23 protein-coding genes are annotated in these 23,020 nt (G+C 72.4%); 19 read left to right on the top strand and 4 right to left on the bottom strand.

Annotation, left to right across the window (positions count from 1 at the left end):
• The first annotated feature begins 55 nt into the window (after positions 1-55).
• From D8M29_RS00965 to D8M29_RS00930, 8 genes are all read left to right on the top strand, one after another.
• Positions 56-619 (top strand): hypothetical protein, encoded by a 564-nt coding sequence (locus tag D8M29_RS00965; protein ID WP_127435026.1) that lies wholly within the window; start codon positions 56-58, stop codon positions 617-619.
• Positions 619-1,545 carry an exodeoxyribonuclease III gene (locus tag D8M29_RS00960; protein ID WP_127435027.1) on the top strand — a complete coding sequence of 309 codons (927 nt, stop codon included), beginning with the start codon at positions 619-621 and terminating at the stop codon, positions 1,543-1,545. The genes D8M29_RS00965 and D8M29_RS00960 overlap by 1 nt, the downstream gene beginning before the upstream one ends.
• 26 nt (positions 1,546-1,571) lie before the next feature.
• Entirely contained in the window at positions 1,572-2,654 is a 1,083-nt protein-coding gene (trpS, locus tag D8M29_RS00955; protein ID WP_002856591.1) for a tryptophan--tRNA ligase, read from the top strand.
• A 181-nt stretch (positions 2,655-2,835) separates the two neighbouring features.
• Positions 2,836-3,597 (top strand): ABC transporter ATP-binding protein, encoded by a 762-nt coding sequence (locus D8M29_RS00950; RefSeq protein WP_049161379.1) that lies wholly within the window; start codon positions 2,836-2,838, stop codon positions 3,595-3,597.
• Positions 3,594-4,877, top strand: a complete 1,284-nt coding sequence (locus tag D8M29_RS00945; RefSeq protein ID WP_127435028.1) for an ABC transporter permease — start codon at positions 3,594-3,596, stop codon at positions 4,875-4,877. Before D8M29_RS00950 ends, D8M29_RS00945 begins: the two co-directional genes overlap by 4 nt.
• Positions 4,878-4,935: 58 nt before the next feature.
• Positions 4,936-5,538, top strand: a complete 603-nt coding sequence (locus D8M29_RS00940) for a hypothetical protein (protein ID WP_127435029.1) — start codon at positions 4,936-4,938, stop codon at positions 5,536-5,538.
• 108 nt (positions 5,539-5,646) lie between these two features.
• Positions 5,647-6,231 carry a hypothetical protein gene (locus D8M29_RS00935; protein WP_127435030.1) on the top strand — a complete coding sequence of 195 codons (585 nt, stop codon included), beginning with the start codon at positions 5,647-5,649 and terminating at the stop codon, positions 6,229-6,231.
• 7 nt (positions 6,232-6,238) lie between these two features.
• Positions 6,239-6,760 carry a hypothetical protein gene (locus tag D8M29_RS00930; protein WP_127435031.1) on the top strand — a complete coding sequence of 174 codons (522 nt, stop codon included), beginning with the start codon at positions 6,239-6,241 and terminating at the stop codon, positions 6,758-6,760.
• Positions 6,761-6,944: 184 nt separating this feature from the next.
• Here the strand turns inward: D8M29_RS00930 and D8M29_RS00925 are convergent, their stop codons facing one another.
• The 4 genes from D8M29_RS00925 to sdhC all read right to left on the bottom strand — a co-directional run bounded on the left by D8M29_RS00925 (position 6,945) and on the right by sdhC (position 10,488).
• Positions 6,945-7,736 (bottom strand): succinate dehydrogenase iron-sulfur subunit, encoded by a 792-nt coding sequence (locus D8M29_RS00925; RefSeq protein WP_170748218.1) that lies wholly within the window; start codon positions 7,734-7,736, stop codon positions 6,945-6,947.
• On the bottom strand, positions 7,736-9,523 hold the full coding sequence (sdhA, locus tag D8M29_RS00920; protein WP_113913976.1) for a succinate dehydrogenase flavoprotein subunit: 1,788 nt from the start codon (positions 9,521-9,523) through the stop codon (positions 7,736-7,738). The genes D8M29_RS00925 and sdhA overlap by 1 nt, the downstream gene beginning before the upstream one ends.
• A 77-nt stretch (positions 9,524-9,600) precedes the next feature.
• Positions 9,601-10,080 carry a succinate dehydrogenase hydrophobic membrane anchor subunit gene (locus tag D8M29_RS00915; protein ID WP_113913977.1) on the bottom strand — a complete coding sequence of 160 codons (480 nt, stop codon included), beginning with the start codon at positions 10,078-10,080 and terminating at the stop codon, positions 9,601-9,603.
• Between the two features lie 3 nt (positions 10,081-10,083).
• Positions 10,084-10,488, bottom strand: coding sequence for a succinate dehydrogenase, cytochrome b556 subunit (gene sdhC / locus D8M29_RS00910; protein ID WP_127435032.1), 405 nt, complete (start codon positions 10,486-10,488; stop codon positions 10,084-10,086).
• Positions 10,489-10,735: 247 nt separating this feature from the next.
• Here sdhC and D8M29_RS00905 point away from each other — a divergent pair, with 247 nt between their 5' ends.
• The 11 genes from D8M29_RS00905 to D8M29_RS00855 all read left to right on the top strand — a co-directional run.
• Positions 10,736-11,887, top strand: coding sequence for a mannose-1-phosphate guanylyltransferase (locus D8M29_RS00905; protein ID WP_127435033.1), 1,152 nt, complete (start codon positions 10,736-10,738; stop codon positions 11,885-11,887).
• Between the two features lie 61 nt (positions 11,888-11,948).
• Positions 11,949-13,205 (top strand): amidohydrolase, encoded by a 1,257-nt coding sequence (locus D8M29_RS00900; RefSeq protein ID WP_060974015.1) that lies wholly within the window; start codon positions 11,949-11,951, stop codon positions 13,203-13,205.
• 144 nt (positions 13,206-13,349) lie between these two features.
• Positions 13,350-14,507, top strand: a complete 1,158-nt coding sequence (locus D8M29_RS00895; protein ID WP_036313327.1) for a BMP family protein — start codon at positions 13,350-13,352, stop codon at positions 14,505-14,507.
• Positions 14,508-14,633: 126 nt separating this feature from the next.
• Positions 14,634-16,232 (top strand): ABC transporter ATP-binding protein, encoded by a 1,599-nt coding sequence (locus tag D8M29_RS00890; protein ID WP_127435034.1) that lies wholly within the window; start codon positions 14,634-14,636, stop codon positions 16,230-16,232.
• A complete protein-coding gene (locus tag D8M29_RS00885; RefSeq protein ID WP_127445757.1) occupies positions 16,229-17,644 on the top strand; it encodes an ABC transporter permease in 1,416 nt (471 codons plus the stop codon). The genes D8M29_RS00890 and D8M29_RS00885 overlap by 4 nt, the downstream gene beginning before the upstream one ends.
• Entirely contained in the window at positions 17,641-18,948 is a 1,308-nt protein-coding gene (locus D8M29_RS00880) for an ABC transporter permease (RefSeq protein WP_036336743.1), read from the top strand. The genes D8M29_RS00885 and D8M29_RS00880 overlap by 4 nt, the downstream gene beginning before the upstream one ends.
• Before the next feature lie 2 nt (positions 18,949-18,950).
• A complete protein-coding gene (locus D8M29_RS00875) occupies positions 18,951-19,382 on the top strand; it encodes a cytidine deaminase (protein ID WP_036336742.1) in 432 nt (143 codons plus the stop codon).
• A 74-nt stretch (positions 19,383-19,456) separates the two neighbouring features.
• The gene (locus D8M29_RS00870) at positions 19,457-20,791 is read left to right on the top strand and encodes a thymidine phosphorylase (RefSeq protein WP_127445756.1); all 1,335 of its coding nucleotides are present in this window, start codon (positions 19,457-19,459) and stop codon (positions 20,789-20,791) included.
• A 4-nt stretch (positions 20,792-20,795) separates the two neighbouring features.
• Positions 20,796-21,443, top strand: coding sequence for a DedA family protein (locus tag D8M29_RS00865; RefSeq protein WP_036336738.1), 648 nt, complete (start codon positions 20,796-20,798; stop codon positions 21,441-21,443).
• Positions 21,444-21,467: 24 nt separating this feature from the next.
• Positions 21,468-22,679 carry an adenosine deaminase gene (locus D8M29_RS00860; RefSeq protein WP_036336747.1) on the top strand — a complete coding sequence of 404 codons (1,212 nt, stop codon included), beginning with the start codon at positions 21,468-21,470 and terminating at the stop codon, positions 22,677-22,679.
• A 7-nt stretch (positions 22,680-22,686) separates the two neighbouring features.
• A partial coding sequence (locus D8M29_RS00855; RefSeq protein WP_305034208.1) for a MazG nucleotide pyrophosphohydrolase domain-containing protein occupies positions 22,687-23,020 on the top strand: 334 nt, incomplete at its 3' end.

The following is a 23,020-nucleotide window of genomic DNA, read 5'->3' as shown; positions in this document are numbered from 1 at the left end:
CCGCGATGCGGGATGATGGAGGGCAGACCCCACGAGCCCCTCCGGAGGAGCACCCATGTCCCAGTCCCTGACCCCCGGTCCCGACGGCGCGCGCCGCGGCCCCCGCGCCGGCCTGCGCGTGGGATCGCTCGGCTTCGTCGCGATGATCGTCATCCTGATCGTGGCGATCATCTTCGCCGCGAACCAGAACGACGTGATCGGGTGGCTCGTGGTCGCCGTCGCCGCCGGCTGGCTCGTGTTCGCGGTGGTCGTGTACCTGCAGATGCGCCGCGGCGTCCAGGCCGCGGGCCGAAAGGTGGACACCGCCATGCAGAACGCCCGCGCCGACGTCGCCGCCCTGCGCGGCCGGGACACCGACGCCGCCGCCCCCGCGGTGGCCCCGCAGGCGCCGGCCGCGGACCCCCTGCGGGACACCAAGCTGGACCACTCGTTCAAGATCGCCCAGGTGCAGGTGCGCGTGGTGCGCGAGCAGCTCGCCGCGGGCGCGGGCATGGACCGCGAGATGGTGGACCGCGCCCTGGAGACCATCGACATCACGGCCTCCAACGCCCGCGACATGATCAAGGAGTCCCGGGCCGGCGGCGCCGAGGGCCCGGTGGGCGGGACGGTGATCGGCTGATGACGGCGCTGCCCGAGAAGGACCCCGTCACCGGGACGTACCCCGAGCCCGCCGAGGGCGAGCCCGTGGTGCACGCCAACGCCGGGGCGCCCAAGGCCGACGGCGCCGTGCGCGTGGCCACCGTGAACGTCAACGGCATCCGCGCCTCGCACCGCAAGGGGATGCGGGAGTGGTTCGCCGGCCGCGGCGTGGACGTGCTCACCCTCCAGGAGGTGCGCGCCCCCGCGGACGTCACGGCGCAGCTGGTCCGCGAGATCGTGGGCGAGGACTGGGACGAGGTGCACCTGGCGGACGCCGTGGCCGCCGCCAAGGGGCGGGCCGGCGTCGCGATCGCCTCGCGGTTCCCGCTCGGCGAGGTCCGCACGGGCATCGCCGACGCCGACGGGTACTTCGACGACGCCGGCCGCTGGATCGAGGCCGACCTGCGCCTGCCGGACGGCTCGCCGCTGACCGTGGTCTCGGCGTACGTGCACTCGGGCGAGGTCGACACCCCGAAGCAGGTGGACAAGTACCGGTTCCTCGACGAGATGGTCCGCCGCCTCTCCGAGCTGGCTGCGGGGGAGGGGCACGCCCTCGTCACGGGCGACCTCAACGTGGGCCACACCGAGCTGGACATCAAGAACTGGAAGGGCAACGTGAAGAAGGCCGGCTTCCTGCCCGAGGAGCGCGCCTACTTCGACCGGTTCTTCGGCGAGCTCGGCTTCACGGACGTGCACCGCGCCCTCGCCGGGCCGGTGCCGGGCCCGTACACGTGGTGGTCCATGCGCGGCAAGGCCTTCGACAACGACGCCGGGTGGCGCATCGACTACCACATGGCGACCGCGGGCCTGGCCGAGCGGGCGACGACCGCCGTCGTGGACCGCGCCCCCAGCTGGGGCACCCGCTTCTCCGACCACGCCCCGCTCGTGGTCGACTACCAGTTCTGACCGTGCAGGAGAGACCCGAGGCTGAGATGACCATGAAGAAGAACTCCGTGCAGGACGTCCTGGCCCAGGACGCCGCCGCCACCGCCCACCTGGCCGGCGCGTCCGCCCGGCACCGCGTGCTCTCCGGCATGCAGCCCTCGGCGGACTCCCTCCACCTGGGCAACTACCTCGGCGCCCTCGTGAACTGGGAGCGCACCCAGGCCGACTTCGAGGCGTTCTTCTTCATCCCCGACCTGCACGCCATCACCGTGCCGCAGGACCCGGCCGCGCTCGCGGAGCGCACGCGGGTGGCCGCCGCGCAGTTCATCGCCGGCGGCATCGACCCCGAGCGCTCCACGCTGTTCGTCCAGTCCCAGGTCCCCGAGCACGCGCAGCTGGCGTGGGTGCTGACCTGCATGACCGGCATGGGCGAGGCCATGCGCATGACCCAGTTCAAGGACAAGTCCGCCAAGCAGGGCGCGGACGCGGCCGGCGTCGGCCTGCTCGCGTACCCCATGCTCATGGCCGCGGACATCCTGCTCTACCAGCCGCACGGCGTGCCCGTGGGCGACGACCAGCGCCAGCACGTGGAGCTCACCCGCGACCTCGCCCAGCGCTTCAACCACCGCTACGGCGAGACGTTCGTGGTGCCCACCGGCTTCTACCCGGAGACCGGCGCGCGCATCTACGACCTGCAGGACCCCACGTCGAAGATGTCCAAGTCCGCGGCGTCCCCGAACGGGCTCATCAACATCCTCGAGGAGCCGAAGAAGACCGCCAAGAAGATCAAGTCCGCGGTCACCGACGACGGCACCGAGGTGCGCTTCGACCGCGAGGCCAAGCCCGGCGTCTCCAACCTGCTGACCATCCTCTCCGCGGTGTCCGGCACACCGATCCCGCAGCTCGAGGAGGAGTTCGTCGGCAAGATGTACGGGCACCTCAAGGTCGCGGTGGCGGACGCCGTCGTCGAGCGCCTGGCCCCCGTGCGCGAGCGCGCCCTCGCGCTGCTGGACGACCCCGCCGAGCTCGACCGCATCCTCGCCGCCGGCGCCGAGAAGGCCCGCGCCGTGGCCACGCCCGTGCTCGAGGACGTCTACGCCAAGGTCGGGTTCCTGCCGCCGCTGCGCTGAGCCGGACCGCACCGGCCCCCCGACGACGGCCTGCGCCCCCGACCTGCGGGGGACGCGGGCCGTCGTGTTTCTCCGACTCGAGGCGGAGGCGACGGGGCGTGCGCGGCTGTCAGGATGGATGCACCGCCCCCGCTCCTGCCGCCGTGGGGGCGTGTCCCACCGACAGAGGAGTGCCGGAGCCATGTCCACCGCAGTCGCGACCCCCGGGGTCGCCGAGGTCCCGCCCGGGGCCGAACCCGTCCTGGAGACGGAGAACCTCGTCAAGGTCTACGGCCGCGGGGCGTCTCGCTTCGACGCGCTGAAGGGCATCACCCTGCAGATCCAGCGCGGCGAGTCCCTGGCCGTCGTCGGCAAGTCCGGCTCCGGCAAGTCCACCCTGATGCACCTGCTGGCGCTGCTGGACCAGCCCTCCGCCGGCGTCGTCGCGATGGACGGCCGACCCGTCTCCCAGCTCAAGGCCGCGGAGATCTCGCAGCTGCGCAACGAGCGGTTCGGCTTCGTGTTCCAGCAGTTCTTCCTGAACCCGAACCAGACGGTCCTGGAGAACACCGTGCTGCCGCTGAAGATCGCCGGCGTGGGCCGGGCCGAGCGCGCCCGCCGCGGCATGGCGGTGCTCGAGCGGCTCGAGCTCGCGGACAAGGCGAAGAACAAGGCCACGGACCTCTCCGGCGGCCAGAAGCAGCGCGTGTGCATCGCCCGCGCGCTCGTGAACAACCCGACGGTGCTGTTCGCGGACGAGCCCACGGGCAACCTGGACTCCGCCACCTCGGCGGCCGTGGAGGACATCCTCTTCGGCCTGCACCGCGACGAGGGCATCACCCTCGTGGTGGTCACGCACGACGACGACCTGGCCGCGAAGTGCGACCGTCGCGTCGAGCTGCAGGACGGCGTGGTCATCGCCGACGAGCGCGTCGGCACCGAGCGGGACGGAGCACGGGCATGAAGGTCACCGACGTCGCGGGCACGGCGCTCGCCAACACGATGCGCTCCAAGCTGCGCACCTTCCTCACCGTCGTCGCGATCGTGATCGGCGCATTCACGCTGACCCTCACCACGGGGCTCGGCGCGGGCATCAACAAGTACGTGGACAACGTGGTCGAGGGCTTCGGCAAGCCCGGCGAGCTGACCGTGATGAAGCAGCAGGACATGTCCTCGGCCGGCGCGGTGAGCGGTTCGCCCCAGGAGTACACGGAGCAGGACACCGCCGGTGGCGAGATGTTCGGCATGCCGCTGCTCACTCAGGAGGACCTCGCCGCGATCGAGGACACCGAGCACGTCACCGAGGTGAAGACCTATCGGGTGGCCGAGCCGGAGTACATCCAGGGCCCGGACGACCGCAAGTGGCAGACCGGCTTCATGGGCAGCTCCGGTGAGATCGACATGCTCACCTTCTCCGCCGGCCGTGCCCCCGAGGCTGGCGCCGCGGAGATCGTCATGCCCGAGTCGTGGGTGGAGGACCTGGGCGCCAGCGACGCCGAGGACCTGGTCGGCACGGAGCTGACCGTCGTGGCGGCGACCCCGCTGCAGGAGCACAAGTCCGTGACGGCCACCGTGGTCGGTGTGACGAAGGCGGCCGCGTCCGGTGCGGGCACCGCCCCGACGCCGTCGGAGTCGCTCGAGCAGGAGATCTACGACATCACGACGGAGGGCCTGCCGGAGTCCCAGCGGGACACCTACTTCCAGGCCACGGCGATCGTGGAGGACCCGGAGGCGAACGAGGACGCCGTGAAGCAGGCGCTGGCCGACCAGGGCCTGCTGGCGCAGACCCTCGAGGAGCAGCTCGGCGTGATCCGCGGCGTCATCGACGCCGTCACGTGGGTGCTCACCGGCTTCGCGCTCATCGCGCTGCTCGCCGCCAGCTTCGGCATCATCAACACCCTGCTCATGGCGGTGCAGGAGCGCACCCGGGAGATCGGCCTCATGAAGGCCCTCGGCATGACCGGCGGGAAGATCTTCGGCCTGTTCACCATGGAGGCCGTCGTGATCGGCCTGCTCGGCTCGCTGATCGGCATCGGCCTGGGCGTCGCCGTCGGCCTCATCGCGAACCAGGTGCTGACCACCGGCCCCCTCAGCGGCGTCACCGGTCTGGTCCTGTTCGCGGTCAACCCCCTCGCCCTGCTGCTGATCCTGCTGCTGATCGTGGCCATCGCGTTCATCGCCGGCACCTTGCCCGCCCTGCGTGCGGCCCGGAAGGATCCCATCGAGGCCCTGCGGCACGAGTGATCCTGCCGCCGCGTCCGTCACCGCCATCACCGTCACCCCCGACACCGAGGAGCTCACCATGACCACCGATCGACCGCACCAGGACCCGAACCCGGGCCAGCCCGCCGCGGGCCCCCGCTACGGCACGCAGCCCTACGCGGCCCCGGGCTACGGCGCCCAGCCGGGCAGCCCGTACGGCATCGTCCCGGAGCCGGCCGCGTTCCCCGCCCTCCGGACGCTGACGCTCACGTCGCTCGCGCTGTACGTGCTGTCCTCCTTGCCGGCCCTGTTCGGCGGCGAGGAGAGCATCGAAAGCATGAGGGACTCCCTTCGCCAGAGCGGCCTCACCCCCGAGCAGGTGGAGGAGATCGCGCCCGTCGTGGGCGCCTCCGTGACGGTGGGCTCGATCATCGTCCTGCTCATCGGCGTGGCCCTGTACGCCCTGGTGTACTTCAACCTCCGCGGGGCCAAGAACTGGGCCCGCATCCTCGGCATCGTCTTGGCGATCCTGGGCACCCTCAGCGCCGTCGGCGGCATCTTCTCCTTCGTGACCTACCCCGGCATCGGCGGCGTCCTGGCCTCCGTGCTGAGCCTGGCACTGGTGATCGTGAACATCCTGTGGCTGGTCAAGGCCTTCAACCCGCAGGTCGCGGCCTACACCCGTCAGGGCCGCCGCGCCTGACCCCGACGCCGTTCGCCGGCGGCGAGTCCTGGGTCGCCAGCCCTCGCCCCGGCGTCGGCCATCGGAGACCATGGCGACATGGCCTCCGATCATCGACCCCCGCATCCCGTGTCCCCCCACCCCGACGACCTGGACGGCGGCGGGCGGCCCGTGGTGGGCCCGGATGAGGCGCGGCGGCGCATCGCCGGGCACTCCGGCCCGGACGCCCGCCCGCTGATCCGCCCCGACGCCCGCACCCCCGGCGTGTTCCGGGCGCTGCTCGGACTGACGGTCGCGTCCGCAGTCCTCTATGCCGCGTCGATCCTGCGCAACCTCCTCCCGGGCGCGGCCCAGGACATCGCGGACTCGCTGCCCGAGGGCGGCGCGCAGTCGCCCGCGATAACCGCCGAGGCCATCGAGGGCGCCCTCACCGGCAGTGCCTGGTTCGCGACCCTGCTGGGTCTGGCGGTCTACGCGATCGTCCTCGTCGGGCTGACCCGGCACAGCAACACGGCGCGCATCATGGGTGCCCTGTTCGCCTCGATCGCCATCTTCGTGACGCTGCTGGGGGCCATCCGCCTGTTCGTCTTCCCCGCCGGGGACGTGGTGCTGCCCCTGGTCCTGGGCGGGCTGTTCGCGCTCGTGAACGCGGCCTGGCTCGTGTGCGCCTTCAACCCGGGCCTCGCAACGACCTTCCTGCGCCGCCGGGCATGATGGGGGCATGCACCCCCTCGACGACGATCCCCACGAGACCACGGACCCCGCCCCCGATCTCGCGTCGCTGCGTCCCCTGCGCCTGTTCCAGACCGTCACGGCCGTCACGGGCGCACTGAGCGCGGCCGGCGTGGGGGGCGTGCTCGCGCTGCAGTCGACGCCCGGCTACGCCCGCGCCGTGCTGGAGGCGCGCTCCTGGGGCGCGAGCGAGGTCACCGACGCCGACGTCGCCGCGTTCCTCACCCCGGCGGGGGCGTGGCCGGTGGCCGCCGCGGCGGTGGTCGCCCTGACCCTGGTGCTCCTGGCCGGCATCACCCGCCGGATCCGGGCTGTGCGCCCCGTGGGGAGCGTGTTCGTGGTGCTGGGGATGCTCACGGCGGCCTTCTGGATGGTTGACGGCGGGCGGATGGTGCAGGCAGGGGGAGGGGGGCCGGTCGTGCTGGGCGCCGTCGTCGGGATGCTCGTGTCCAGCGCGGTGTGGCTGCGTGTGGCGCACCGGCGGGAGACGCGCAACGCCTTCGACGGCTGAGCTCGGGCCGCCTCCGCCTCCGCCTCCGGTCCCGCCCCCGCCCCCACGCCGAGGCCCGCAGACACGCCGCTACACCGGGCCGGTGACGGCGCGTCTGCGGGCCTCGGCGGGAGGGGCACCACGCACGACGACGGCGGCCCGCCTCCTCGAGCGAGGAGACGGGCCGCCGTCGTGGTGCGGGGGATCAGAACTGGCGGGCCAGGATGGCCCGCTTCACCTCGGCGATCGCCTTGGTCACCTGGATGCCGCGGGGGCACGCGTCGGTGCAGTTGAAGGTCGTGCGGCAGCGCCACACGCCCTCCTTGTCGTTCAGGATCTCCAGGCGCATGTCGCCGGCCTCGTCACGCGAGTCGAAGATGAACCGGTGCGCGTTGACGATGGCGGCCGGGCCGAAGTACTGGCCGTCCGTCCAGAACACCGGGCAGGACGAGGTGCACGCGGCGCACAGGATGCACTTCGTGGTGTCGTCGTAGCGGGCCCGGTCGGCCTGGGACTGGTAGCGCTCCTTGGTGGGCTCCGGACCCTTGTTGATCAGGAACGGCATGATCTCGCGGTAGGACTGGAAGAACGGGTCCATGTCCACGATCAGGTCCTTCTCCACCGGCAGGCCCTTGATGGGCTCCACCAGGATGGGCTTGGACAGGTCGAGGTCCTTCAGGAGCGTCTTGCAGGCCAGTCGGTTGCGGCCGTTGATGCGCATGGCGTCGGAGCCGCACACGCCGTGGGCGCAGGAGCGGCGGAACGACAGGGTGCCGTCGTGGTCCCACTTGACCTTGTGCAGGGCGTCCAGCACGCGGTCGGTGCCGTACATGGTCAGGCGCCACTCGTCCCAGTAGGACTCCTCGGAGGACTCCGGGAGGTAGCGGCGGACCTTGAGCACGATGTCGAAGCTCTCGACCTCGCCTGCGCCGCCGCCGGCGGACTGGGTCTGCGCCTGGGCCACGGGGGCCTCGGTCTCGGTTGCTGAGTGGCTCATCAGTACTTACGCTCCATCGGCTGGTAACGGGTCACGACGACGGGCTTGGTCTCGAAGCGGATGCCCTTGACGCCCTCCATCTCCGCGGTCTCGTCACGGTAGATCATGGTGTGCGCCATGAAGTTCTCGTCGTCGCGATCGGGGTAGTCCTCGCGGTAGTGCCCGCCGCGGGACTCCTTGCGGCCCAGGGCCGCGAGGGTCATCGCCTCGGCGATGTCCAGGAGGTAGCCCAGCTCCATGCCCTCGAGCAGGTCGAGGTTGAAGCGGTGGCCCTTGTCCTGGACGGACACGTTCTCGTAGCGCCCGCGCAGCTCCTCGATCTTGGCCAGTGCGCGGCGGATCGAGTCCTCGTCGCGGAAGACCTGCATGTCCGCGTCCATGGACTCCTGGAGCTCGGCGCGGATGTCCGCGACGCGCTCGGAGCCGGTGGCGGAGCGCAGGTTCTCGATGTGCTCCACGGTCGGCAGCTCGCCGCCCTCGGGCAGCTCCACCCAGTCCGCCTGCACGGCGTACTCGGCGGCGTAGATGCCGGCGCGGCGGCCGAACACGTTGATGTCCAGCAGCGAGTTGGTGCCCAGGCGGTTGGACCCGTGCACGGACACGCAGGCCACCTCGCCGGCGGCGTACAGGCCCGGCACGACGGTGTCGTTGTCCTGGTGGACCTCGGCCTTGATGTTCGTGGGGATGCCGCCCATGAAGTAGTGGCAGGTGGGGAACACCGGCACCGGCTCCGTGTAGGGCTCGACGCCCAGGTACGTGCGGGCGAACTCGGTGATGTCCGGGAGCTTCTCGTCGATGTGCGAGGGCTCCAGGTGCGTCAGGTCGAGCAGCACATAGTCCTTGTTGGGGCCGGCGCCGCGGCCCTGACGGACCTCCTCGGCCATGGACCGGGCCACGATGTCGCGCGGGGCGAGGTCCTTGATGGTGGGGGCGTAGCGCTCCATGAAGCGCTCGCCGTCCGCGTTGCGGAGGATGCCGCCCTCGCCGCGTGCGGCCTCCGAAAGCAGGATGCCCAGGCCGGCCAGGCCGGTCGGGTGGAACTGCACGAACTCCATGTCCTCGAGCGGCAGGCCCGCGCGGTAGGCGATGGCCATGCCGTCGCCGGTGAGGGTGTGGGCGTTCGAGGTGGTCTTGTACACCTTGCCGGCGCCGCCGGTGGCGAAGATGACCGACTTGGCCTGGAAGACGTGGATCTCGCCGGTGGCCAGCTCGTAGGAGACGACGCCGGCGGTGCGCTTCTGCTTGTACGGGGTGCCGTCCTCGCGCACGGCGTCCTCCTCCACCAGAAGCAGGTCGAGCACGTAGAACTCGTTGTAGAACTCCACGTTGTGTTTGACGCAGTTCTGGTACAGCGTCTGGAGGATCATGTGGCCGGTGCGGTCCGCGGCGTAGCAGGCGCGGCGCACGGGCGCCTTGCCGTGGTCACGGGTGTGGCCGCCGAAGCGGCGCTGGTCGATCTTGCCCTCGGGGGTGCGGTTGAAGGGCAGGCCCATCTTCTCGAGGTCGAGCACCGCGTCGATGGCCTCCTTGGCCATGACCTCCGCGGCGTCCTGGTCCACCAGGTAGTCGCCGCCCTTGACGGTGTCGAACGTGTGCCACTCCCAGTTGTCCTCCTCGACGTTGGCGAGGGCCGCGCACATGCCGCCCTGGGCCGCGCCGGTGTGGGAACGCGTGGGGTAGATCTTGGTGAGGACGGCGGTGTGCGCGCGCTGACCGGCCTCGATGGCCGCGCGCATGCCCGCGCCGCCGGCGCCGACGATCACCACGTCGTACTTGTGCACCTGCATTCAGGTCTCTCTTTCTGGGTGTCTGTGACGCGGCGGCCGCTCGGGCCGGCCGCACCGCAGGGTGAGCGTTTCCGGGGTCAGCCGCAGAAGGCCGGGGAGCCCTCGAGCAGGGCGCCGGAGGCGTCCACCATGCAGGGGTCGAAGGTGAAGATCACCAGGGTGCCGAGGCTGATGATCACGGCCGTGGCGATGTACAGGATCATCGTCAGCCAGAACCGGCCGGTGCCGCGACGGGTGTAGTCGTTGATGATCGTGCGCACGCCGTTGGCGCCGTGCAGCATGGCCAGCCACAGGAGGGCCAGGTCCCAGAACTGCCACAGCGGGTGCGCCCACTTGCCGGCCACGAAGCCGAAGTCGACGGCCTGGATGCCGTCGCCCACCAGCAGGTTGGTGGTCAGGTGCACGGCGATCAGCACGACGAGGAAGACGCCCGAGATGCGCATGAACAGCCAGGCGAGCATCTCGAAGTTGCCGCGGCAGCCGCCGTCGCGCGTGTACTTGGGGTCCAGACGGCGGCTGCGGGGCGCCGCGATGGTGGTCTCAGCGGTGGTGCTCATGGCTCAGTGACCTCCGAGTGCGAGGCTGAAGTGACGGATGGCGAAGCCCAGGGTCAGGACGACCCACAGCCCCAGCACGATCCACAGCATGGTCTTGTGGTGCTGGGTGCCGCCCTTCCAGAAGTCGACCAGGATGATGCGCAGGCCGTTCAGGGCGTGGAAGATGATCGCCGCGACGAGGCCGGCCTCGCCGAGGGCGAAGTACCACGTCTTGTATGAGCCGATCACGGTGTTGTAGGCCTCGGGGGAGACCCGGACCAGGGCCGTGTCCAGCACGTGGACGAGCAGGTAGAAGAAGATGACGACGCCGGTGACGCGGTGGCCCACCCAGGACCACATGCCGCCGTGGCCCCGGTACAGGGTTCCGCGGCCGTTCTTGGCCGGGGCCTGCGCAGTGGCGCTAGACACGGTTGATACCTCCAGGGGGAATGCACGATCCCGGTCCTCCGCCGTGGGACGACGACGGGCAGGGGCGTGTGCGAGTGGATTCCTCCGCCTAGGGTAGACCCTTCCCGCGCCTCCGTGCCCGATCGGGGACCGGGGCGGCCACTGTGACGCGCGCGGCGCCCCGCCGCCGTCCTGCTCGGTCTGGGCTGTGCCCCGCCTGGGAGGCGTCGAGTGGTCCCCCGTCCGGAGGGTTCCGTAGTCTGGCCCGGTGAGCACCGATCCGAACCTGACCGATGCCCCGCGCGAGGCCGCGCCGGGCACGGCCCTGTCCCGCTTCCACGCCGTGATCCCCGCCGGGGGCGTGGGCACCCGCCTGTGGCCCCTCTCGCGGGCCGCCGCGCCGAAGTTCCTCCACGACCTCACCGGCTCGGGCCAGACCCTGATCCGTGCCACGTGGGACCGTCTGGCGCCCCTGGCCACGGGCATGCTCGTGGTGACCGGGGAGGCCCACCGGGAGGCGGTGTGCACGCAGCTGCCGGCCCTGGCGGAGACGGATCTGGTGCTCGAGCCCTCGCCCAAGGACTCCGCGGCCGCCATCGGCCTGGCCGCGGCGATCCTCTCCCTGCGTGACCCGGACACGATCATGGGCTCGTTCGCGGCGGATCAGGTGATCTCCCCGGTGGAGGTCTTCCAGGACGCGGTGCGGCAGGCCGTCGAGACGGCGGCCACCGGCCGGATCGTGACCATCGGCATCGAGCCCACGCACGCGGCCACGGGCTTCGGCTACATCCGCCGGGGCCGCCGCCTCCGCGTGGCCGGCGCCCCGGACGCGCACGACGTCGCCGCGTTCGTGGAGAAGCCGGACCTGAAGGTCGCCCAGCAGTACGTGAAGTCCGGCCGCTACCTCTGGAACGCGGGCATGTTCGTGGCGCCCGTGGGCCTCATGCTGGCCCACCTCGAGGAGAACGAGCCCGCGCTGCACGCCGGCCTGATGGAGATCGCCCGCGCGTGGGAGACGCCGGAGCGGGACGAGGTCATGGCCCGGGTGTGGCCCGAGCTGACGAAGACCGCCATCGACTACGCCGTGGCCGAGCCCGCCGCCGCCGTCGGCGACGTGGCCATGATCCCCGGCTCCTTCACGTGGGACGACGTGGGGGACTTCGCGGCGATCGCCCGCCTGAACCCGGTCAAGGACGCCTCCGGCATCACGGTGATCGGGGACACCCCGCGCGTGTACTCGGACGACGCGTCCGGCGTCGTGGTGACGGACACGAAGCGCGTCATCGCCTTGATCGGCATCGAGGACGTCGTCGTGGTGGACACCGAGGACGCGCTGCTGGTCACCACCACGGAGCACGCCCAGGAGGTCAAGAAGGCCGTCGAGGCGCTCAAGGCGGAGGGCGTGGACGAGGTCCTCTGACCGCGTCCCCGGCCGGGTCCGGCCCCCACCGACCGGCACCCCCGGAGTAGGGTGCTGGGCCATGACCACCTCCGACTCCGTGCTGACCGGGCCCCGTCCGACCTCCGTCCCCTCGGTGGCCCCCGTGGTGGCCGAGCTCGAGGAGGAGATCGTGGCCTTCCGCCGCGACGTGCACCGGCATCCCGAGCTCTCCTATGAGGAGTACCGCACCACCGACCGCATCGTGGAGCTGCTCGCCGGCTACGGGCTCTCGCCCGTGCGGATGGAGTCCACGGGTGCCTACGTGGACGTCGGGGAGGGGCCGGTGGTGCTGGCCCTGCGCGCCGACATCGACGCGCTGCCGGTCGAGGAGGAGACCGGCCTGCCCTACGTGTCCGTCAATGACGGCGTCGCGCACGCGTGCGGCCACGACATGCACACCGCCGTCATGGCGGGTGTGGCCGTCTCCCTCGGCCGCATCCTCCGCGGGGCCACCGCCGACGCCGACCTGCGCGCGGCCGGTGAGCGGGCCCACGGCACGGTCCGCGTCATCTTCCAGCCCGCGGAGGAGCGGCTGCCCGGCGGCTCCCTGGCCGTGCTGCGCCAGGGGGTCCTCGACGACGTGCCCCGCATCCTGGCGGCGCACTGCGATCCCCAGGTCGACGTCGGCTCGATCGGCACCCGCATCGGCGCCATCACCTCGGCGGCGGACACCATCCGGATCACCCTCACCGGACGCGGGGGGCACACCTCGCGGCCCCACCTCACCGAGGACATGGTCTTCGCCCTGTCCCAGATTGCCGTGAACGTGCCCGCCGTGCTCTCCCGGCGGATCGACGTGCGCTCGGCCGTCTCCGTGGTGTGGGGGCAGATCGCCGCCGGCAGCGCGCCCAACGCGATCGACAACACCGGCTACCTCGCCGGGACCATGCGCTGCCTCGACGCGGACGTGTGGGAGGAGGCCGGTGCGCTGCTCGACGAGGTGGTCCGACAGGTGGCCGCGCCGTACGGCGTGCACGTGCAGCTCGAGCACGTGCGCGGCGTCCCGCCGGTGCACAACACCGAGGGCGAGACGGCGCTGATCGAGACCGCGGCGCGGCGGGAGCTCGGCTCGCGGGCGATCGTCCTGACCCCGCAGTCGATGGGCGGCGAGGACTTCGCCTGGATGACCCAGAAGGTGCCCGGCTCCATGCTGCGCCTCGGCACCCGGTCCCCGGGTGGCCCCATCTACGATCTGCACCGCGGGGACTACGCGCCGGACGAGCGGGCCATCGGCGTGGGCATGCGGGTCTTCACCGCCGCCGCGCTGCAGGTGCTCACGGGCGAGGACCACCACTGACCCCACCGCCCGCCCCCGCCGGAGGGGACGGGCCCACCGTTCGGTAGACTCGCGCTCATCCGGACGGGGCCACCCGCACGGGCCCCGTCTTTCCGCGGCCACCGGCCGCGGACCTCGCACCGTGCCTTCCGAAATGAGGACCCCATGGGCATCGCCACCCCGTCGGCCGCGCGCCGCCGTCGTCTCCTGCTCCCCGCCGCCGCGCTCGGCGTCTCCGGCCTGCTGCTGACCGCGTGCGGCGCCCCGCCGGAGCAGTCCGAGGCCTCGGGCTCCGGCGCCGCCGAGAGCGAGGCCATCGCCACCGTGGACGGCGTCGGCTCGGACAACAAGGACTACAAGGCCTGCATCGTCTCGGACGAGGGCGGCTTCGACGACCGCTCCTTCAACCAGTCCTCCTACGAGGGCCTCAAGGCCGCCGAGAAGGCCTACGGCATCACCACCAGCGAGGCCGAGTCGAACGAGCCCAGCGAGTTCACCCCGAACGTGACCGCCATGGTCAACGCCGACTGCGACGCCGTCATCGGCGTGGGCTTCCTCCTCGGCGACGCCATGAAGCCGATCGCCGCGCAGCACTCGGACACCCACTTCTTCGGCGTGGACGTCACCGCGGAGGGCTTCTCCGACAACGTCCAGAAGCTCACCTACGACACGGCGCAGGCGGCGTTCCTGGCCGGCTACCTGGCGGCGGGCACCACCGAGACCGGCACCGTGGCCACCTATGGCGGCATGGAGATCCCCACCGTCACCATCTTCATGGACGGCTTCGCCCGCGGCGTGGAGCACTACAACGAGGTCAAGGACAAGGACGTCAAGGTCCTGGGCTGGGACAAGGACGCGAAGACCGGCTCCTTCACGGGCGACTTCAAGAACGTGGCCAACGGCAAGACGAACACCGCCAACTTCATCAACGAGGGCGCCGACATCGTGATGCCGGTGGCCGGCCCCGTGGGCCTGGGCACCCTGGACGCCGTCCGCGAGGCGAACCAGGGCGGCAAGGACGTCAAGGTCATCTGGCCGGACTCGGACGGCTACGAGTCCACCAAGGACGGCAACCTGATCCTCACCTCGGTGAAGAAGAACATGGGCCAGTCCGTCGCCGACGTGATCGCCGCGGACCTGAAGGACGAGTTCTCGGCCGAGCCCTACGTGGGCACGTTGGAGAACAAGGGCGTCGAGCTGGCCCCGTTCCACGACTTCGAGGACACGGTGCCGCAGGAGCTCAAGGACGAGCTCAAGGACCTCGAGGCCAAGATCGTCTCGGGCGAGCTGAAGGTCGGCTCGGAGTACTCCCCGGAGGCCTGACCCGCCTCGCCACCGCCGCAGGGCCGGCCCGGACCCCTCCGGACCGGCCCCGCGGCGCGCGGGCGCCCGGCCCGCCCCCGCCGCCGAGCGCGGCACCACGAGCATCGACCAGACGGAAGGCCCTCGATGAGGCTCGAACTGCGCGGGATCACCAAGCGCTTCGGCTCGTTCGCCGCGAACGAGGACGTGAACCTGACCGTGGAGTCGGGGCGGGTGCACACCCTCCTCGGCGAGAACGGCGCCGGCAAGTCCACCCTGATGAACGTCCTCTTCGGGCTCTACGAGCCCACCGAGGGGGAGATCCTGCTCGACGGCGAGCCCGTCCGGTTCTCCGGCCCCGGCGAGGCCATGCGCGCGGGCATCGGCATGGTGCACCAGCACTTCATGCTCGTGCCCGTCTTCACGGTGGCCGAGAACGTGGCCCTCGGCGACGAGCACACCCGCGCCCTGGGCGTGCTCGACCTCGAGGCCACCCGCCGGCGGATCCGGGAGATCTCCGCGCAGTACGGCTTCGACGTGGACCCGGACGCCGTCGTCGAGGACCTGCCCGTGGGCGTGCAGCAGCGCGTCGAGATCATCAAGGCCCTCGTCCGCGACGCGCGCATCCTCATCCTGGACGAGCCGACCGCCGTGCTCACCCCCCAGGAGACCGACGAGCTGCTCGGCATCATCCGGCAGCTGCGGGCGGACGGCACGGCGATCGTGTTCATCTCCCACAAGCTGCGCGAGGTCAAGGCCGTCTCGGACGACATCACCGTGCTGCGCCGCGGCCGCGTGGTCGGCACGGCGGAGCCCTCCGCCGAGGCCGCCGAGCTGGCCGCCCTCATGGTGGGCCGGAGCGTCGTCCTCGAGCGGCGCAAGACGGCCCCGACCCTGGGGGAGGAGACGTTCCGCGTCGAGGACCTCTCCGTCGTCTCGCCCACGGGCCAGGTGCTGCTGGACGCCGTGTCCTTCGCCGTCCGCCAGGGCGAGGTGCTCGCCGTGGCCGGTGTGCAGGGCAACGGGCAGACCGAGCTGACCGAGGCGATCATGGGCCTGGTCAAGGCCACCGGCTCCGTCACCCTGGACGGTCGGGAGCTGATCGGCCGGTCCACCCGCCAGATCATCCGCGCCGGCGTCGGCTTCGTGCCCGAGGACCGCTCCACGGACGGGCTCGTCGGCCCGTTCTCCGTGGCGGAGAACATGGTGCTCAACCGGTACGACGTCGCCCCGGCCGGCAACGCCGTGCAGATGCGCCCCGCCGCGGTGCGGGCGCTCGCCGAGCGCCGCGTGGCCGAGTTCGACGTCCGCACCCAGGGCGTGGACCTGCCGGTCTCCTCCCTCTCGGGAGGCAACCAGCAGAAGGTCGTCATGGCCCGCGAACTCGTGGACGGGCTGCGCCTGTTCATCGCCTCGCAGCCCACGCGCGGCGTGGACGTCGGCTCGATCGAGTTCCTGCACGACCGGATCATCGCCGAGCGCGACGCCGGCACCCCCGTGCTGATCGTCTCCACCGAGCTGGACGAGGTCCTCGAGCTGGCGGACCGGATCGCCGTGATGTACCACGGGCGGATCGTCGGCATCGTGCCGGGGGACACCTCGCGCGAGACGCTCGGCCTCATGATGGCCGGCCAGACCCCCGACGACGCGGCCCTCGCCTCCGGCGCAGACGTCGCCGCGGGCACGCCCGGCACCGCCGGTGAGGCGCTCGCCGCCCACCCCACCACGGAAGGAGAGCGCCCGTGAGCACCGCCGCCCCGCAGCGCCCGGCCCCCGCGTCCGACGCGGCCGTCCGGCCCGCCCCCGCCGACTCCGCCCTGCGCCGGATCCTCTCGGGCAACGGCACGGTCACCGCCCTGGCGATCCTGCTGTCCCTGCTGATCTCCGGTCTGCTGATCATCGCCGTGGACGAGGACGTCCGCGACGCCGCCGGCTACTTCTTCGCCCGCCCGGGCGACCTGCTCTCCGCCGCCTGGGCCGCGTTCGCCGGGGCCTTCGCGGCCCTGTTCCGCGGCGCCGTCTTCAACTACCGGGCCTCGGACGCGACGGGCATGCTCTACCCGCTCACCGAGACCCTCACCGTGGCGACCCCGCTGATCATCATCTCGCTGGGCATCGCCATCGCCTTCCGGGCGGGCCTGTTCAACATCGGCGGCCAGGGCCAGTTCATCTTCGGCGCCATGTTCGCCACGTGGTTCGGCGTGCACCTGCACCTGCCGGCCGGCGTGCACCTGCTGCTCGTCGTCGTGATGGGCGTGCTCGGCGGCGTGCTGTGGGGCTCCGTCGTCGGCGTGCTCAAGGCCTGGACCGGCGCGCACGAGGTGATCCTCACGATCATGCTCAACTACGTGGCGGTGAACCTGCTCGCGTACCTGCTGAACACCCCCGTCCTGCGGGCACCCGGCACCACGAACCCGGTGTCCGCGCCGCTGGACCGCTCCGCCATGTTCCCGCGGCTGCTGGGGACCGACTTCCGGCTGCACTGGGGCTTCTTCGTCGCGCTGCTGGCCGTGCTCTTCACGTGGTGGCTGATGCAGCGCTCCACCCTCGGCTTCCGCCTGCGGGCCGTGGGCGCCAACCCGGACGCCGCCCGCACGGCCGGCATCTCCGTCAAGGGCTCCTACCTGGCCGCCATGGCGATCTCCGGCGGCCTCGCCGGCCTGGCCGGCGCCACCCACGTGGCCGGCACGGAGAGCACGCTGAACACCTCCGTGGCCGGGTCCTTCGGCTTCGACGCGATCACGGTGGCGCTGCTCGGCCGGTCCCACCCGGTGGGCGTGCTGTTCGCGGGCCTGCTCTTCGGCGCCCTGCGCGCCGGCGGCGTGACCATGCAGACCGAGACCGGGGTGCCGGTCGACATCGTCCTCGTGGTGCAGTCCGTGATCGTGCTGCTCATCGCGGCCCCGCCGCTGGTGCGCGCCATCTTCCGGCTGCCCGCCCCGGGCGCCGCGCGCGCCCGCCGCGCGGCCGACCCCGTGACCCAGCCCGCCGTGGCCGGCGCCGCGCTGACCCGCGCCGGCGGCCACGCCGCCGCCCCGTCCACGGGCGTCCAGGAGGCCGCGACCGCCGCCGTCGCGGACCCGCAGGCTCCGACCACTGCACCCACGGACACGGCCCCGACCCACCGCCCGCACGAGCAGAAGGGGGACGCCCGATGAGCGCGACCGCCGCCCGGCCCCACGCCGACGTCGTCCGCCCCGAGGCCGCCGAGCCCGCCCGGGTCGTGGTCCGGCACTGGACCACCCCGATCGCCCTGACGATCCTGACCCTGCTGGCCCTGGCCGTCTTCGCCCTCGGCGCCCCCGAGGCGGCGGCGACCTTCCGACTCTCGAACGCGTCCGACGCCGTCGTGCTCCCGGACCTGACCGCCGACCCCGTGCTGGGGGGCTGGCTGCTCGTCGGGCTCATGGCGCTGCTGACCGCGGTGGCCTGGCTGGCGACCCTGCGCTCGGGGCGCACCCCCGGCTGGGCCGCGGCCCCGTTCGCCGTCGCCTTCGTGGCCGCGTTCCTCATCTGGGTGATCGGCTCGGCGGACAACACCACCGTGTTCCTCACCGGCCTGATCGCCGGCTCGTTCGCGCTGGCCGTCCCGCTGATCTTCGGCTCGATGGCCGGCATCCTGGCCGAGCGCTCGGGCGTGGTGAACATCGCGATCGAGGGTCAGCTGCTGGCGGGCGCGTTCACGGCCGCCGTCGTCGGCACCGCCACCGGCTCGCCCTGGGCGGGCCTGGTCGCCGCCATCGTGGCCGGCGTCCTCGTGTCCTGGCTGCTCGCCGTGTTCTCGATCAAGTACCTGGTCAACCAGGTGATCGTCGGCGTCGTGCTCAACGTGCTCGTGGCCGGCCTGACGAGCTTCCTGTACTCCACCGTCCTCACGGACGGGGACACCGAGCTCAACGCGCCGCCGCACTTCCCGAACCTGCGGATCCCGGGCCTGGCGGACATCCCCGTGCTCGGGCCCATCCTGTTCGACCAGACGATCCTGGGCTACGCGATGTACCTGCTCGTGATCGCGCTGTGGTTCGCCCTGTTCCGCACCCGCTGGGGCCTGCGCGTGCGCGCCGTGGGCGAGCACCCCAAGGCCGCGGACACCGTGGGCATCGACGTGAACCGCACGCGGTACGCCGCCGTCCTGCTGGGCGGTGCGGTGGCCGGCATGGGCGGGGCGTTCTTCACGCTCGTCTCCGCGTCGTCCTTCACCAAGGAGATGACGGCGGGCCAGGGCTTCATCGCGCTCGCGGCCGTGATCTTCGGCCGCTGGAACCCGATCGGCGCGTTCTTCGCGGCGCTGCTGTTCGGCTTCGCCACCAACATGCAGTACGTCCTGGCGATCCTCGGCACCCCGGTGCCGAGCCAGTTCATGGCGATGCTCCCGTACCTCGTCACGGTGTTCGCCGTGGCCGGCCTCGTGGGCCGCTCGCGCGGCCCGGCCGCCTCGGGCGTGCCGTACGTGAAGGAGTAGCCGTGGCGGACGGGCAGCACACGACGACGGCGCCGCGCGTGGACTGGGACCGGCTGCGGGCCGCGGCCCTGGCCGCCACGGAGCACGCCTACGTGCCCTACTCGGGGTTCCGGGTGGGCGCCGCCGCGCTCACCGACGACGGCCGCCTCGTCTCGGGCTGCAACATCGAGAACGCGTCCTACGGGCTGACCCTGTGCGCCGAGTGCGCGCTGCTGGCCGACCTGCGCATGGGCGGGGGCGGCCGACTGGCCGCGTTCGTGTGCGTGGACGGCGCGGGCGTGCTCACCATGCCCTGCGGGCGGTGCCGCCAGCTGCTGTACGAGTTCCGCGCCCCCGGGCTCGTGCTGCTCACCCCGGCGGGGGAGCGGGGGATCGACGCGGTGCTGCCGGACGCCTTCGGCCCGGCCGACCTGGAGCGGGCGGACCGTCCCTGACCTGCGGCGCGCTCCCGGGCCCGCTCGCTAGAGTCGGAGGCTGACCGTCGCAGCCGTCCCCCGAGGAGACCCCCATGACCGCGCAGCCGCAGGCCGAGCCCTTCGACGCCGTCGAGGTGATCCGCACCAAGCGGGACCGGGGGACGCTGTCCCCCGAGCAGATCGACTGGGTGGTGGACGCGTACACCCGCGGCGTGGTGGCGGACGAGCAGATGTCCGCCCTGGCCATGGCGATCCTGCTCAACGGCATGGACCGCGCCGAGATCGCCCGCTGGACGGACGCGATGATCGCCTCGGGCGAGCGCATGGACTTCGGCGGGCTCACCACCCCGGACGGCCGCCCCCTGGCCACCGCGGACAAGCACTCCACCGGCGGCGTGGGGGACAAGATCACCCTGCCGCTGGCCCCGCTCGTGGCCTCCTTCGGGGTGGCCGTGCCGCAGCTGTCCGGCCGCGGCCTCGGCCACACCGGCGGCACCCTGGACAAGCTCGAGGCGATCCCCGGGTGGCGGGCCGACCTCAGCAACGAGGCGATGCTGCGCCAGCTCTCCGAGGTGGGCGCGGTGATCTGCGCCGCCGGCTCCGGCCTGGCCCCGGCGGACAAGCGCCTGTACGCCCTGCGCGACGTCACGGGCACGGTGGAGGCCATCCCGCTGATCGCCTCCTCGATCATGTCCAAGAAGATCGCCGAGGGCACCGGCGCCCTCGTGCTGGACGTCAAGTGCGGCTCGGGCGCGTTCATGAAGGACGAGGCGTCCGCCCGCGAGCTGGCCCGGACCATGGTGGACCTCGGCCGGGACGCCGGGGTGGACACCTCGGCGCTGCTCACGGACATGTCCGTGCCCCTGGGCCGGACGGCCGGCAACGCCCTCGAGGTCCGCGAGTCGGTGGAGGTGCTCGCCGGCGGCGGCCCGGCCGACGTCGTGGAGCTCACCGTGGCGCTCGCCGCCGCGATGCTCGCCGGCGCCGGGGTCACGGACGTGGACCCGGCCGAGCACCTGGCCAACGGCCGGGCGATGGACGTGTGGAACCGGATGATCGAGGCCCAGGGCGGCGACCCCCGCGCAGCCCTCCCGACGGCGGCCCACACCGAGGACGTCGTCGCGGAGACGGACGGCGTCCTCACCGAGCTGGACGCGATGGCCGTGGGCCTGACCGCGTGGCGCCTCGGCGCCGGGCGGGAGCGACAGGGCCAGGGCGTCCAGGCCGCGGCCGGCGTCGAGGTGCACGTGCGCCCCGGCGAGCGCGTGGCCCGGGGTCAGAAGGTGCTGACCCTGCACACGGACACGCCGGAGCGCTTCGAGCGGGCGAGGGCCGCGCTCGCCGGCGGCTGGTCCGTCGGCGAGCTCGACGACGACGCCGCCCGGGCCCTGCGCGAGCGCTCCGTGATCCTGGACCGGATCGGCTGACCGGATGCTCGCGTGGCTCGAGGGGGCGATCCTCCACGCCTCCGCGCAGTGGTGGGTCCTGCCGCTGACGCTGCTGCTGTGCCTGCTCGACGGCATCGTGCCGATCTTCCCGTCGGAGTCGGTGCTGGTGGCCCTCGGCGCGATCGTCCGCGACGGGCATCCGTTCTCCCTGTGGGCGCTGTGGGGGGTCGGCTTCGCGGGCGCGTTCCTGGGGGACGTGGCCGCGTACGCGATCGGCCGTGCCGTGGGCGTGGAGCGGTTCCGGTGGATGCGGCTGCGGCGGGTGCGGGCCACGGTCGAGGTCGCCCGTCACCACCTGCACAGCCACGGCGCGCTGCTGCTGTTCACCGCCCGGTTCATCCCCGGCGGCCGCGTGGCCCTGAACCTCACGGCCGGCGCCACCCGCTATCCGCCGGTGCGGTTCGTGGCGCTGGACCTGCTCTCCACGGCCAGCTGGGCCGCGTACTCGATCATGATCGCGCGCCTGACCGCGGGCTGGCTGGAGAACCCGGTGCTGCAGATCGCCGTCTCCGTGACGGGTGCCGCGCTCGTGGGCCTGCTGCTGGACCGCCTGCTCAAGGCCCTGCTGCGCCGCCGGCTGGGCGCCGGGGTGAAGGGCCTCACCCTGGCCGAGCAGGAGGCCCTGCGCTGAGCGCCCTGCCGTAGAGTGACGCCCGTGACGACGACGCAGCTTCCGGACACCGCATCCCCCTCCCCGCTCGAGGTCGACCTGGCCGTCCTGCCCAAGGTCTCCCTCCACGACCACCTCGACGGCGGCCTGCGCGTGGGCACCGTCCTCGACCTGGCCCGCGAGGCCGGCGTCGAGGTCCCCGCGGACACCGTCGAGGGCCTGGCCGAGTGGATCGCCGAGCACGCCAACGGCGAGTCCCTCGAGAAGTACCTGCAGGTCTTCGCCCTGACCACCGCCGTGATGCAGACCCGCGAGCAGCTGCGCCGCGTGGCCCGCGAATTCGTCGAGGACCTGGTCGCCGACGGCGTCGTCTACGGCGAGATCCGCTGGGCCCCCGAGCAGCACCTGGCCGGCGGGCTGAGCCTGGACGAGGCCGTCGAGGCCGTGCAGGCCGGCCTGGACGAGGCGGTCGAGGCCGCCGACGCCGCGGGCCACGTGATCCGCGTGGGCCAGCTGGTCACCGCGATGCGGCACGCCGACCGGGCCCAGGAGATCGCCGAGCTGGCCGTGCGCCACCGCGAGGCCGGCGTCGTGGGCTTCGACATCGCGGGCGCCGAGGCCGGGTTCCCGCCCTCCCGCTTCGCCGACACCTTCACGTGGCTGGCCGCCCACCACCTGCCCGTCACCGTGCACGCGGGCGAGGGCGACGGCCTGGACTCCGTCCGCTCGGCCCTCGTGGACGGCCGCGCCCTGCGTCTGGGCCACGGCGTGCGCCTGGCGGAGGACATCTCGGTGGAGTACGGCGGCGTGGACGAGGACGGCGAGCAGCTGGACGAGCTGACCGGCCTCGTGGACCTGGGCGAGACCGCCGCGTGGGTGCGGGACCGGCAGATCGCCCTGGAGGTCTGCCCGTCCTCGAACCTGCAGACCGGCGCGGTGGACGCCGCGGCGGGCATCGCGGGCCATCCCATCGACCTGCTCGTGCAGCTCGGCTTCCGCGTCACCGTGAACACGGACAACCGGCTCGTCTCGGACGTGTCCCTGACCGACGAGCTCTACCTGCTCGCCGAGACCTTCGGCTACTCGCTCTCCGAGCTGCTGGACCTGCAGCTCAACGCGGCCGAGGCAGCCTTCCTGTCCGTGGACGAGCGCGAGGACCTCGCCGAGATCCTCGTGGCCGGCTGGGGCGAGGTCATCTCCGGCGACGCCGTCGGCCCTGTCCTCGAGGAGCTGGACGACGAGGACGAGGACGACTGATCCGCCCGTGAGCGCGAGTGTGGACCGTCTGGTGGCGGTGGTCGAGGCCCTGCGCGACCACTGCCCCTGGACGGCCGCGCTCACGCATGCCGACCTCGCCGAGTACCTCGTGGAGGAGGCGTACGAGGCGGTGGCGGAGATCGAGTCCCGCGACGCCGCCGCGTGGGCCGACGTGCCCGCGCGTCGGGCCGACGGCGCGTACCCCGCCCTGGCCGCCGAGCTCGGGGACGTCCTGTTCCAGGTGGTCCTGCACGCCGCCGTCTCCCGGGCGCCGGGCGCCCCGGCGGAGACGGCCGGGTTCCGCGTGGACGACGCCGCCGACGCCCTCACGGCCAAGATGA

Origin of the sequence: Micrococcus sp. HSID17227 (assembly GCF_003989405.1) — a bacterium.
GTDB classification, from domain to species: domain Bacteria; phylum Actinomycetota; class Actinomycetes; order Actinomycetales; family Micrococcaceae; genus Micrococcus; species Micrococcus luteus.
This window is presented reverse-complemented; position numbering and strand designations above follow the sequence as displayed.